Origin of the sequence: Mucilaginibacter sabulilitoris (assembly GCF_034262375.1) — a bacterium.
Lineage (GTDB): Bacteria > Bacteroidota > Bacteroidia > Sphingobacteriales > Sphingobacteriaceae > Mucilaginibacter > Mucilaginibacter sabulilitoris.
Genome location: NZ_CP139558.1, coordinates 479,323 through 491,317, shown reverse-complemented (window position 1 = coordinate 491,317; position 11,995 = coordinate 479,323). Strand labels below are relative to the sequence as shown.

13 protein-coding genes and 1 tRNA gene are annotated in these 11,995 nt (G+C 39.8%); 6 read left to right on the top strand and 8 right to left on the bottom strand.

Translation table 11 applies throughout. The features are described from left to right. Positions 1 to 177: 177 nt before the first annotated feature. Positions 178 to 672, top strand: coding sequence for a DinB family protein (locus tag SNE25_RS02200; protein ID WP_321563456.1), 495 nt, complete (start codon positions 178 to 180; stop codon positions 670 to 672). A 116-nt stretch (positions 673 to 788) separates the two neighbouring features. Here the strand turns inward: SNE25_RS02200 and SNE25_RS02195 are convergent, their stop codons facing one another. Further along, positions 789 to 1,475 (bottom strand): DUF4397 domain-containing protein, encoded by a 687-nt coding sequence (locus SNE25_RS02195; protein WP_321563455.1) that lies wholly within the window; start codon positions 1,473 to 1,475, stop codon positions 789 to 791. 87 nt (positions 1,476 to 1,562) lie between these two features. Then, positions 1,563 to 2,009, bottom strand: coding sequence for a DUF2141 domain-containing protein (locus tag SNE25_RS02190; protein ID WP_321563454.1), 447 nt, complete (start codon positions 2,007 to 2,009; stop codon positions 1,563 to 1,565). A 257-nt stretch (positions 2,010 to 2,266) separates the two neighbouring features. Between SNE25_RS02190 and SNE25_RS02185 the strand changes: the two genes are divergently transcribed. From SNE25_RS02185 to SNE25_RS02170, 4 genes are all read left to right on the top strand, one after another. Next, positions 2,267 to 3,304: a sensor histidine kinase gene (locus tag SNE25_RS02185; protein ID WP_321563453.1), complete on the top strand. Its 1,038-nt coding sequence runs from the start codon at positions 2,267 to 2,269 to the stop codon at positions 3,302 to 3,304. After that, the gene (locus tag SNE25_RS02180; RefSeq protein ID WP_321563452.1) at positions 3,285 to 4,049 is read left to right on the top strand and encodes a LytR/AlgR family response regulator transcription factor; all 765 of its coding nucleotides are present in this window, start codon (positions 3,285 to 3,287) and stop codon (positions 4,047 to 4,049) included. The genes SNE25_RS02185 and SNE25_RS02180 overlap by 20 nt, the downstream gene beginning before the upstream one ends. A gap of 329 nt (positions 4,050 to 4,378) precedes the next feature. Continuing rightward, positions 4,379 to 4,990, top strand: coding sequence for a porin family protein (locus tag SNE25_RS02175; protein ID WP_321563451.1), 612 nt, complete (start codon positions 4,379 to 4,381; stop codon positions 4,988 to 4,990). 89 nt (positions 4,991 to 5,079) lie between these two features. Then, positions 5,080 to 5,289, top strand: coding sequence for a hypothetical protein (locus SNE25_RS02170; protein ID WP_321563450.1), 210 nt, complete (start codon positions 5,080 to 5,082; stop codon positions 5,287 to 5,289). 326 nt (positions 5,290 to 5,615) lie between these two features. On the opposite strand, the gene SNE25_RS02165 is transcribed toward SNE25_RS02170, so the two are convergent. The 5 genes from SNE25_RS02165 to SNE25_RS02145 form a co-directional block, all read right to left on the bottom strand. Then, positions 5,616 to 5,689: transfer RNA gene (locus SNE25_RS02165), tRNA-Pro, on the bottom strand. Positions 5,690 to 6,698: 1,009 nt separating this feature from the next. Further along, positions 6,699 to 6,989 (bottom strand): hypothetical protein, encoded by a 291-nt coding sequence (locus SNE25_RS02160; protein WP_321563449.1) that lies wholly within the window; start codon positions 6,987 to 6,989, stop codon positions 6,699 to 6,701. Position 6,990: 1 nt separating this feature from the next. Continuing rightward, positions 6,991 to 7,938 carry an RHS repeat domain-containing protein gene (locus SNE25_RS02155; protein WP_321563448.1) on the bottom strand — a complete coding sequence of 316 codons (948 nt, stop codon included), beginning with the start codon at positions 7,936 to 7,938 and terminating at the stop codon, positions 6,991 to 6,993. A gap of 872 nt (positions 7,939 to 8,810) precedes the next feature. Beyond that, positions 8,811 to 9,323, bottom strand: coding sequence for a hypothetical protein (locus SNE25_RS02150; protein ID WP_321563447.1), 513 nt, complete (start codon positions 9,321 to 9,323; stop codon positions 8,811 to 8,813). Positions 9,324 to 9,361: 38 nt separating this feature from the next. After that, a complete protein-coding gene (locus SNE25_RS02145; protein WP_321563446.1) occupies positions 9,362 to 10,972 on the bottom strand; it encodes a hypothetical protein in 1,611 nt (536 codons plus the stop codon). Between the two features lie 43 nt (positions 10,973 to 11,015). Here SNE25_RS02145 and SNE25_RS02140 point away from each other — a divergent pair, with 43 nt between their 5' ends. Beyond that, complete coding sequence (locus SNE25_RS02140; RefSeq protein ID WP_321563445.1) at positions 11,016 to 11,438, top strand: helix-turn-helix domain-containing protein; 423 nt, start codon at positions 11,016 to 11,018, stop codon at positions 11,436 to 11,438. A 73-nt stretch (positions 11,439 to 11,511) separates the two neighbouring features. Here the strand turns inward: SNE25_RS02140 and SNE25_RS02135 are convergent, their stop codons facing one another. After that, positions 11,512 to 11,991, bottom strand: a complete 480-nt coding sequence (locus SNE25_RS02135; protein ID WP_321563444.1) for a hypothetical protein — start codon at positions 11,989 to 11,991, stop codon at positions 11,512 to 11,514. Between the last annotated feature and the right edge of the window lie 4 nt (positions 11,992 to 11,995).

Here is an 11,995-nt window from a genome sequence, read left to right as displayed (position 1 = left end):
TTCAAAATAGTAAAAAAGGGTTCCACTCTTGTGAAAAGAGAATGCAGAGCTATGCTATCGGGAGCAGGGGCAATATTGTCGCAAACAACCCGCTAATTGTCACAATAACACAGGTGTTTTAATCACTCCCTACTATAGCTTTACACAATAAACCGATAGAACTTAAAACGTACAGCTATGGAAACAAAAACAGCAAGCAGAAGAACAGAGGGGTTACTGACCTTATTTGATATGCAGACCACTTTTTTTGCCCGTGCAATTGAAGGTATCTCTGCAGAAGATACTTATAACCGCTTAAATACCAAGGCAAACCACATTGCATGGCTCACCGGGTCATTGGTGCAGCAGCGATACAACATGACCACGGAGACCCGCCCTGAATTAAAACAGACCGGCGACGAACTATTTAAAGACAATAAAGGGATCCAGGACGATGCAAAGTATCCCACTTCCGCCGAATATTTAAAGGATTGGGAAAAGATCAGCCCTGTAGCCCGGGAGGTACTGCTGAACATGGACGATGAGAAGCTTGATAGTGAAATTGATATGGGTTTTATGAAAATGACCTATTATGAGCTGCTATCTTTTACGATTTATCGGGAAGCAAGTATCATCGGTCAGCTTGCCTTATGGCGCAGGTTGCTGAATTATCCGGCCCTGAGGTATGATTAGGATAATAAGTTAACCTCTTCGGGATTGCATAAGCTATCATAACCCATGAGGAATTATAAAATGCCCTCAGATTAAATTCTGAGGGCTTGTAAAAACTTTTTGAACAATTTTCGCACTTAATTGTGAAGAACTTTGTTCAGCAGGAGGCTGCCGTTGGCCGAATCGGTTAGGTATAGGGTATAAATTTTACCTGCTTGCAGATCGGTCACGTCAAAGTTCCCGATATTACTCCTGGACGCTGTGCCTGAGAATTGGACAGAAAGGGTTCCCGGGTCTACATATTTGTAACCGCTCGAAATATTTCTGGCTAAAGTAGTCACCAGGTCATCTCCCGACGAATTTTTTATAGTAATAACAGAAGGTGCTTCATCACTTAAATGAATAAACTTGATCTTTACCTTGCCGTTATTCGGGGCACCCAGATCGTCCTCAAATGATTTTACCCTGGCTGATGATCCTTTTCCAACCATGTACACGGTAAAACTTACACCATTAGTGGTATAAAGAGAACCCGATGCATGAACGTTATTTGTACCTTCATCTTTAAATTCCATAACCATATTTTTCCCCGAAGGGGCTGTGATATAAGAAGAAGCATCGCCAAAACTCAATCCGCCGTTCACCAGCGCAGAATTTGCCAGCGTAAAACTTTGCGGGCCCGAAGTAGACGCGGCGTTTACTACTTTGATATTGAATTGGCCCGAAGGATCTATGGTGTTCTTTTTGCATGATGAGAAGCTGATAGCTAATACCATCAGGACTGTGCCTGTGAATAGTTTTCTGCATATTGATATTTTTTTCATTTCTTGTTAAATTGATTTTTAATTATTGGATTGAGGAATGCAGGCGCTTTCCAATTGTTTTCAGGTAACTGGGAACAAGCACCGATTTTACATGTACTTTACCTTTATTTCAACGTTGTTATTTGGAGATTTCAGATCAACTTTAAAATCGTTGAAGGTTGGTTTTTTTAGCTTTTCCATAAAGAAGTTCGAGAATCCAAACCCTTCTTTGGGCATTCTGATTAAATTTTTGTCAATCTTGCCATTTTCATTTTCATCATCCACCAGGGTGATCCCATAAATTCCGGGCTCCAGCTCACACTTCACGGTCAGTGTCCCGTTTACAAGCGCTTTCTTATCAAATACGAATTTCCTACAGGGCTTTTCGTCGTTGTAGGTTTCATTGTCTTTAAAAACATTAAGAATGATCTTTCCCTTTGGCGATCTTATCCCTGTAACTTTAATCTGTGTTTCCTGTTCCTGTATATAAGAAGCCAGGATAATAAACAGCAAGCCAATTAGCAGGTTAATTCCAAATACAGTTGTCTTTTTCATTTTGTAAAATTTTAAGTTTGACATTTATTTGGAGCCGAAGGTATTGGCATTAAATACGCTGATATATTAAAAATATAGCGAAACGGGCAAAATGCTGCCCGAATGTTATTATAGCCTATCTGAAAAAAACGCAGCGTGCGCCGCTGATGGGGCCTTAGGTATCATTTCAATTCAAATTTGAACAGTTCAAACCTGCTTTTGCCCGCTTCGGTCAACAATCGTTAATAACAATATATCTATTAACTACATTTGCTATTATGGAAGAGAAGCTCCCTATAAAAAGATTAAGCCGCCTAACCTGGTTACAGGCCATAATCATTGGTTTTATCTTCTATCTGCTTGTTTACAATAATGGCACACTAAGTAACATTATACCGCTTACGCTGCTCACAACGTCCGGTATTTTACTGGTGGGGCATGCCGATATCTGTTTGATGATCGTGTTATCAAAGTACTTTTCTATCAGGTCAAAAAAATTTTCAACTTACCGCATACTGTTAACCTACCCTGTAAGTGTGCTGATCTATCTCCTGTTAAGGCCCTGTTTTTCGTATGAGTCTGATAAAGCATGGTCATTTTGGGATGCTGGTTCGTTCTTTGCATTTGTGGGGTCTGGTATCGTGATCAATACGCTTATCATGCAGTTGCACAATTCCGTGTTGTTATATGAACATAAATTACATGCCGACCTGGAGCTTTCCAGATTAAAAACAGCGAATGCTGAAGCCACCAACCTACTTTTAAAGCAACAGATACAACCCCATTTTTTGTTTAATGCGCTTAATACCTTAAAAGCCCTTTATCACAAAGACGTACATACGGCAGATACATATATTGTTCATATGGCTAATTTTTTAAGGGCATCTATATATCATCATGCATCCAGAATATCTACCTTAGAAGATGAAGTAAAATTGTTATGCGACTATCTTGAAATGCAGCAGATCCGGTTTGGTAAAGCGTTGGATTGTACGATACTGTTACCCGAAGAAACATTAAAAAACTATTACCTGCCTTCTTTTTCGTTGCAGCCATTACTTGAAAATGCCATAAAGCATAACGATTTTACACAGGAAGCGCCGTTGAGGGTACAAATCTGCCATAAAGATGAGTGGCTGATCATGAGTAATAATCTCCAAAAGAAGAAAATGAAGGGCCCATCAACCAATTACGGGCTGGCCAATCTCGCGGAACGCTACCATCTTTGGTCAGGAGATGACGTTATTGTCAAGGAAGATCAAAGCTCATTTTCAGTAAGTATTAAACTGTTAAAAAATGAATATAGTAATCATTGAGGATGAAGGGGTAGTTGCAGATGAACTCGAACTAAACATCGGGCAGTTGATTGATGAGCCGGTAAACATTGTCCAGCTCAGATCTGTGAAGGAAGCTATAGCTTATTTCAAAAAGTCGGGGGCCCCTGATCTGATCTTCAGTGATATCCAATTGGGGGATGGCCTGAGTTTTGAAATATTTGTTGCTGAACCTGTTTCTGTGCCTGTCATTTTTTGTACTGCTTATGACGAGTATGCGTTAGACGCTTTTAAAGCTAACGGAATAGATTACATATTAAAGCCCTTTACCATCCAAACCCTTTATCGGGCCCTCCAAAAATACAGGCAGCTTAAAAAAGTATTATCTGCAGATCAAACACCGCAGTATGATGCGCTGATGCAAATGCTGCTCAACCGGGAAACGCAAACCGCCACCTCTGTGCTGGTTTATCATCAGGATAAGATCATTCCTATAAAACTTGAAGATATCGCTATGTTTTACCTGGAAAACGAGATCACTCATTTGCTGACCTTCTCCGGGAAAACCTTTTACCCTAATAAAAACCTGGACGAGCTGGAGAAATCGGGCGGGAACTACTTTTTCAGGGCAAACCGCCAGTTCCTGGTTTGCCGTAAAGCTATTATCGACGTTTCCAGTTTCTTCTCCCGAAAACTATCGCTAAACCTGAATGTACCTTTTAGTGAAAAAGTGATCGTCAGTAAAGGTAAGGCTTCTCAATTCCTCAGCTGGCTAACAAAAGCCTAATCTGCTGAAGTATATTTTCATACCGGCAAAGTATGCCCGATAATCCGTGCCGGCTCTCTGTACCCGGCCTACAGCATGTATATTGCTTTGCAACACCCGTAACATGTACGGTGTGAAACACGTGAAAGATGCGAACATCAGCCTACGTTCAATCTTTTAAAAAGAACAGTTTCAGTTTTTTTTCAAGCCTTTTTATTCCGCTTCCAGCTCAACTTTGCCCGCTTCGGTCACCTTTTCCTTTTCAAGCCCCCCGCCACATCACATCTTTGATCTAAATAACGCATTAGCCTCAGGCTACAAACAAAATAACTCACATACAAAAGAAATTTATGAAAAAAATGATCTTAGCCGTTTTAATCCTGGCATCCGCGAAGGGTTTTAGCCAAACAACTACGACACCTCCCGAAAATCAGGGCTTTTTTAAGAAAATCGCAAGCCGTCTTGAATTTGGCATAACGGCAGGTGGTAATTACAGTAATTTTACCAATGCTAATTTCGCCACAGATCCACTTCCTGGCTTCCACGCCGGACTCACTGTTTCTTACAAGTTTACCGACAACTTCCTGGTATCAGAAGAATTTCTATACTCCCTGCAGGGAGCCAAAGTTAAGGATGGCGCATTTGCCGCACAAGAGATAAAACTTTCCTATGCCTCTGTACCCATCCTTTTTAAATACCGTACTAATTCTGGTTTTTATGTTGAAGCCGGCCCGCAGGCAGGTTTTAAAGTAAAGGAAGATATTGGAGGGATAACTGATGCCAAATTTGCTAAAAAAATTGATTTCGGTTTGGCTGGTGGTCTTGGCTTCCAATCCAAAATTGGTTTAGGGATTGGTGCGAGATACGTTTACGGAATGCAAAAAGTTTCTGAAACACCTTCGCCTACCTTGGGCGACTTTAAAAATAACAGTATACAAGCCAGTATATTCTACGTTTTTTAACAAATATCCATCCTAAAAATCAAGTACAATTACCAGACTGTTCCGGTCGCATTGTGTACCGGAACTTTTTAGTAAATCAAGCTATTCATATGATTGAAATTTTTAAAACCAATGTTGAAAATGAAAGACAGGCAAAAAAGTTAATTATCTTATTGAACCGGCATTTTCCCTCCGCCGAAATCACCTTTGACCTTGACGATTGTGACAGCATATTAAGAGTTAAAGACGAAAAGCTTTGTTTATTAAACATTATTAAAATACTGAAGGATAAAGGTTTTGAATGCCGGGCATTAGAATAATAAGTGCCTTAAAGGTTTTTCTGTAAAGGCCTGCCACTCTTTGCAATTCCTGTAGTCTTACAACGCCATTGTAAAGACTGGTTTGTTACTAACATGCTCAAAGCAAAGAATCGGCTTTGCCTCTCATGCGTTACTCTAAGAGCAACAGCATATTCGTTGTTTGATAATCGTTGTTTAGTTTTAAGAACCATTGCTATAGTAAACCATAACGGATTTGTTATGGCAGTAAAGGCTTCACGAAGGTCAACACCGAGGTCAACAAAAGCAAAAAAGCATATCCAATAAGTTCTAAAACTCAGATATGCTCTCTTTTACTTCATCTTTCGTCGGGATGGCGGGATTCGAACCCACGACCTCCAGCACCCCATGCTGGCGCGATACCGGGCTACGCTACATCCCGAATGGTTGACTCTATCTCAAAAACATCGTTTTGAGTGTACTAAGCAAGTATTACTAATTAATTGCTTGGTTAAACTTTAAGTTGTTAATGATCTCTTTTGACGTGGTAGTACACAAAGTAGTACACGTTGGTGCAAATATAATCATGTGTCTGTAATTGCAAAGTGTTCCATAATGATTTTGATTAAGTGATTGAATGAATTATGATGCCCATGCACGATTATGGCAATCAAGTGCAAGATGGAAAAGGAATAAATGGATTGTGTACTGGCTATATGCGTTTATGCCGGAAGCTCTTGCACGCTACAGCAGATATCATTGTAACTTTGCCCAATAATTCATTCCTCACTCTACCATTTATTTTAATTCGTTCTACGTGTCATTAGTATCAATCCAAGAAAATTAAGATTTTACTCTTTATAGGAGGTAATAAAACTCTGGATTACAAAATGAGAATGATCAAGTTCAATCCAAAGAATCTTAACTTTTGTACTTTATAGAGGGTATGAAAATGTTGGATTGGAGATTGAGATTGTTATAAAAACAGGAAAAAGGAAAGTGTTTGAGGATGATTTGAGATGCTGTTTCTATTCATTGCCTTAAAAGGTAAACTACTCTTATAACTATTAAAAAAACCTCTTTGCACTTGCTGCTCAGAGGTTTTACCTAAACCATATTCAAGATATCACGTCTAGAATATGAACTGCAAACATAATGGATTGTTATTTATCTGCAAAGTTTTATTAACAGTGAGGATTTGTTATATATTTTGACGCTACATTCCAAAGAGTGCCTGATCAGTTCTCACCAAGTTATTTATCTATCGTCGATACCCTTTAATAAAGTAGCCTAACATGTCTTCGCATAATACATCACGTACTCCATATGACCTTATCCAACATGCTAAAACAAAGTTAGCTTATAAGAAGTAAAAGCCCAACATTTGGTTGGGCTTACTTGCTGCTTACCAATTCTTGCTAACACATCACACGCGTGAGCCAGCTAAGGGATTAAAAAGCTATTGGATATTCATTACTCAAAGCTTTCAAAATGCAAGACACTTTCTCAAAGTCATATGGAATTAAATCATCCTGGTCAGACTTTGTTATATGTTCCCAATCAAAACTTAATTGCCCAAGTGCAAAGTTTTTAGGTTGCTCATATGGGTTATATAATTCCTTAGAGTCGATATCCCAGTAATAATCGTTTTTCAGTTCTATATTCACGCCTTTTCTTTCTTTTAATCTCTTAAGCAAAAGTGAAATAGCTTGTTGAAGTTCGTCAATATCTATTGTGATCATATCATGGTTTTTTAGTTACAGGTTCTATTATTTTCCTAATGTTATCTTGAAACTTCTTTATTTCATTTTCTAACTTAGTTATTCTTCCTTTATAAATTTCCTCTCTAATTGCATCACTCTTTGCTTTCTTTAAAACATTGGCGTTATCACCCTTCATTGGATTGGCTATATATTCTTCCAACTTTTCCTGATGACTAAATATTTGTTTTGAGTTAGATGCAATTGATTTTATTTCTTCTTTTGATAAGCTTTTAAAATCGATACCTCGAATTAAATCTGTGGAAGATTGTTTTAACATTCCAGCTACCGATCCTTCAGCAGCCATCGTATTAAGACCTATATAATTTATAGCATTATCCGCAAGTTTAATTCCTACAACGGTTTGCTTATAAGTATATTCCTTATCGACATCAGAAGGATTTTGGCCATTCCTTACAGCCTCTCCATATCTTTGGCCCCTATTTTTTATATAATCTACTTTATTGGTCGCATACTCTTCAACGTTTTTATATGTATCTCCCGTATTACCGACAAAGAAGTTTGCTATCGCTTTTCCAACTTTAACATACCAAGGGTCATCACCTTCCATTCCATCAGGATCAATAAAACGCATTGGATTATCCCAAACATAGTTATAAGGCGACCATCTCCTCCCTTTCTCCGCCAACGGATCCACCGTTGTCCACCTTGCAATCACCGGATCATAGAACCGCGCGCCATAATCATACTGGTTCAGCTCATCCTGCAACTCCTTCTTATTGTAAAGACACTTTTTTCCCGCATTTACTTGCCGGTGCACATTCAATCCAAAAGGGTAATAATCATCTTCACCTACTTTTCCATTCATCTGATCAAACGCCAGCCGGTTATTCCCCAGGTGATCCGTCAGGGTATATTCATAGTTCGGTGAAGTGGTCGGGTTAAGCACCCGGCCTTCCTCGGTCTGCACAAAATCGATCCCTGTTCCTGTGTATTGTATGCCATCAATGTATTCGGTTACCGTTGTGCCCGAGATCTTCCGCAGTTTCTGACCGGAGGCGTCATAGGTATAACTTAAGCTTTTGCCCGTGATCGTTTGAGGCAGGTTCAGCAGGTTATAGCTGATAGCGGTAATGCTCTTGCTGTTGTCTGCCGTCAGGTTATAATTACCGTTATAGGTATAGTTGTTAACTCAAAGAACGTGTCTTGCTCAAATATAACTTTGGCTTCGTATATCTGCAAGCCGCTGCGAGTTGAGTGAGGGTCTGTGAAGAGAGAGCCTGATAAGGCGGCTTCACAGAATGCTTCACAAACGACTGGCGCTGCATTTGATAATGGCCTTGTGTTGCTTGCCTCTCAAATGCTGTGACAGTCGTGAAGCCCGAACGATGGCGCAGGCGAGCCTAACAATATGAGCGTCTGACTTTATAGATATTGAGCGTTGCAAGCATTACCTGGTCGACAGACCAAGTAAAAGCGCAGCATAAGCGAAAGGTATATAAAGACAGAGAAAGCTCATGTGATGAACTACTTTGCTACTACAACAGGCGTGACAGGCTGCTTGGTGTGATAGGTTAAAGGCGTATTGTCTATGTGTTTGGATCAGTGTTGGCTATAGACAATGTAAGCCTTTAAGAAGTAAGGCAAAAGCAACAGAGTGAAATGTGTGCGATAGCACTTATTGAACGATGTGAAGCCTGGCGTGATTTGTTGTTTCAGCTTATAAGTGAAGAACACCGCTCTTCCTGGTGTGTGGATGGCCTCTGCAATGGAAGGCATAAGCAAAGCTTACCTTTCTCGGTCTAAGCAACAGAAAGCGGGAAAGGTAAGTGAAGGCTTATGTTATTCAGGATTCAATATTAGTACCATACTGTTAAGGTCTACTTTGATTTCGTAACATAGTTCAGCAACTGCCTTGTACACAAAAAAAGGTTTATCTCTTAACCCTAAAAGATCGTCTTTAGCAGCCAGGTAAAGCTGCTGTACTTCTTTGACGGTCAGCACTTCTCTTGTATTGGTGTTCTTGTCTTTGATACGGATAGCAGCTTCAAAGCTTTCCTGACCGCTTTCGGTAAGGTAACGACTGAACTTACGGACAACCTGCATTTGCTTACGGATATAGTTTACGCTCAATCCTCCACCTGATTTTTGGTTTGTCCTTTGGTACAGGTAGTTTAGATAGGCTTTGATATGTTGTTCCTTTATCATGGCTATAGTATGGCAGTTACCTGCTTCCAGGAAATTAAGGAACCCCATCAGCATCTTGGGCATATCTCTTTGACTGGTAGGTTCAAAGTTCAGGATGCGGAGCCATTCCGTGAAACCGGCATGTAATCGGGTATAAGTAGGGTTCATCTGTTTATATAATAATAGTTGCCTCTTGTTTTACAGGCTTACTGGGTTACTTCCTTCTTCTTATTGGTTCTCTGCGGTTTATGTAACCCATCATCGGTTTGGGTTACTGTTGGGTTACGAACTACTGCGTTAATCGTTTCCAGTATATCTTTGACAATCTGCCGGGTATTGTTAGTTAAGGATTCCAGGTCGTTCCAGCTGTTTACTTTATACTCAAAACCTTTATATCTGCTGCCACGTACTATTTTAATGTAACCCATCAGTTCCAGTTCGTGCAGGTAACGCTGCATACTGCTAGGCGTTATCCTAAGTATGGAACGGATGTCTTTGCTGTAAAAGGTTTCGGTTTGGTTCTGCTTTAACCAGCTCTTTAGCTTTTCAAAGAAAGTACGGCAAGCATCGTTCAGTTCATCACTTTTTTTAAGCAGTGCGGTTTCCAGTAGTGCAATGGCTGCTTCAATGTCTGCTGGTGTACTTTCAATATATTGCTCTCCGGTGTCCTGATCCGTTTTAAGTTCTCGTTGGTACTGGTGATAATAAGTGATCGTTTCGGTGAACATTAATAGTAGCAGCATGGTTCTGCGTGGTTTAAACACCGCATCAGGCAGGTTGAGATAGGGAGCGTATGGGTTTCTTACGCTTATAGGCTTAAGAAGGCGTTGTACATTTTTGAGCTGTTCTCTTACTTTTCTTTCTTCGTACTGGTCAACTTTTCCCGCGCTGATCCTTCTTTGGTAATCCATGATCCGTTTATCCTGCTCCGGACTGTTGTCCATGTACAGTAATATGCACCTGTTGGCATTGTCTTCGTATAGCTGTTCTTTAGTGGTACAACCGCTCACGCATACCGGCCCTTCCACATTCAGGGTCACGGTTTTCATATTACCCTTGCTGTCTTTCAGGGTTACCGTTTTACTGATCCTGCGTTTGCTTTGCAGTTCTCTAAGCGGGTACAGTACATTATCTGCTCCGTCCAGATCTTCTATAAGTAATAACTTATGTTTGAGTTCTTCTTTACCGAAATAGTAAAATGCGTTGGTGCTTAGCGTAGTGATTTCTAACTTATCTTCTTCGGGTATCAGTTCTCCTACTTTTTCCTGTAACCAGGTTTTACCGGTACCGCTGGCACCTAAACACATCAGGTGCAGCGGAGTATTTCGCTTTCGGGAGGTATAGATCAGGTAGGCTATGATGGCATTGGTTTCTTCGCCGATGATCCCGCTTTGTAAGATAGCTGCTTGTGTTTGTTTCAACAGGTCAGGTGACTTAAGAAACGTTAATGCTGCTTTACGTTCTGCATCCGTCAGCTTTCTGATTTCTTGTGGCTTGGGTTTCAATGATTCCAGGTATGTTGCTCTGTAGTTTTCCAGTTCGGTGATGAGTTGACCGATGACGAGGTTTATATCTGTTGTACTTACATCCAGTGTTTCTGCTGATCGTTCTATAAGCTGAGCTGTTTGTATATAGTTATACAGATCAAGACTATGCCGAAAAGTAACCTGCTTGTTGTCTGTACAGATCATCTTTAGCGTTACTTTCAACCTGTCCAGCCCGGTTAGTTTGATACCACCCAGGATAGTGATATGCAGCTTGTCTGCGATGTAATGCAGCAGTTCGGGGTTGTCGGTGAGTAGCTTGTCCTTGATCATATATTTAACCTTTACGATGTAAATATACTCAATAGGGTAATCTATGACAAACCACATTGGGTATTTATACTATCATTTAAGTTACTATCTTTACCCTACAGCTACCTATAAAGGTAGAACCACTACAATGGATATGACTTTTGGCAACCGTTTAACTTCGATCAGGAAAGAACGTAAGGTATCACAAAGCGATTTGGGTATCAAAGCTGGTGTGCATGCTAACCTTATAGGTAGGTATGAGCGTGACGAAGCTATACCTTCTGTGGAGGTTGCTGCTAAGATCGCCGATGCCTTAAGCGTGTCATTAGATTATCTCGTTGGTAAAGCTGATAAGCAGATAGATCAAGCGCTCCTGGACAAAGTATTATCTATCCAGCAACTCCCAGTTGAGGATAGAGAACATATCCTGTATGCCATAGATGGCCTTATTCAACATGCTAAAACCAGGGTAGCTTATAAAAAGTAAAAGCCCAACACTGTGGTTTGGCTGTGCATTATGGATTGACGCATGAGGTCTAATATTTCAAATAAAACAATACCTATCTCCTAAGATGTATGTCAAAAGTATTCTTTAGTTCAGGATGTTCATTATCATAAAAATTAATAGTAAAAGAAAACTTGAACTCTTGATCTATGATAAAGCAAGTATTACTATACCCATATTTAGCCACATTCAAAGCATATGCGTGGATATGGCCTATCTTGGCAAGATACATCCCACAAAAGTAAACATCATCAGAATATATATAGCACTCTTTAGAATCACTTAAATTTTGAAATGTTGATGAAATCAGTCTTGAACTAACAAAATTACCATCGCTCGCTAATAGCTCGATTTCTTCCTTCAAATTTGGAAACGTCTGTCTTACAATATTCAAGATTTTATCTGATTGCATTAAATCCACATGTTTAATATCCCCTTCTTTGAACCCTGCGGCAATAAACATTTCTTGATATTTTAAAAAAATGGATTTGCCTTTGTTCTTCCTAATTAAATAATCTAACTTCCTATCGCTCATAAGT

What these genes read in the sequence shown, in the direction of transcription:
- SNE25_RS02200 (WP_321563456.1), top strand. Translation starts at nt 178, where the DNA reads ATGGAAACAAAAACAGCAAGCAGAAGAACAGAGGGGTTACTGACCTTA.
- SNE25_RS02195 (WP_321563455.1), bottom strand. Translation starts at nt 1,475, where the DNA reads ATGAAAAAAATATCAATATGCAGAAAACTATTCACAGGCACAGTCCTG.
- SNE25_RS02145 (WP_321563446.1), bottom strand. Translation starts at nt 10,972, where the DNA reads ATGATCAAGGACAAGCTACTCACCGACAACCCCGAACTGCTGCATTAC.
- SNE25_RS02150 (WP_321563447.1), bottom strand. Translation starts at nt 9,323, where the DNA reads ATGAACCCTACTTATACCCGATTACATGCCGGTTTCACGGAATGGCTC.
- SNE25_RS02170 (WP_321563450.1), top strand. Translation starts at nt 5,080, where the DNA reads ATGATTGAAATTTTTAAAACCAATGTTGAAAATGAAAGACAGGCAAAA.
- SNE25_RS02175 (WP_321563451.1), top strand. Translation starts at nt 4,379, where the DNA reads ATGAAAAAAATGATCTTAGCCGTTTTAATCCTGGCATCCGCGAAGGGT.
- SNE25_RS02190 (WP_321563454.1), bottom strand. Translation starts at nt 2,009, where the DNA reads ATGAAAAAGACAACTGTATTTGGAATTAACCTGCTAATTGGCTTGCTG.
- SNE25_RS02180 (WP_321563452.1), top strand. Translation starts at nt 3,285, where the DNA reads ATGAATATAGTAATCATTGAGGATGAAGGGGTAGTTGCAGATGAACTC.
- SNE25_RS02140 (WP_321563445.1), top strand. Translation starts at nt 11,016, where the DNA reads ATGACAAACCACATTGGGTATTTATACTATCATTTAAGTTACTATCTT.
- SNE25_RS02185 (WP_321563453.1), top strand. Translation starts at nt 2,267, where the DNA reads ATGGAAGAGAAGCTCCCTATAAAAAGATTAAGCCGCCTAACCTGGTTA.
- SNE25_RS02160 (WP_321563449.1), bottom strand. Translation starts at nt 6,989, where the DNA reads ATGATCACAATAGATATTGACGAACTTCAACAAGCTATTTCACTTTTG.
- SNE25_RS02135 (WP_321563444.1), bottom strand. Translation starts at nt 11,991, where the DNA reads ATGAGCGATAGGAAGTTAGATTATTTAATTAGGAAGAACAAAGGCAAA.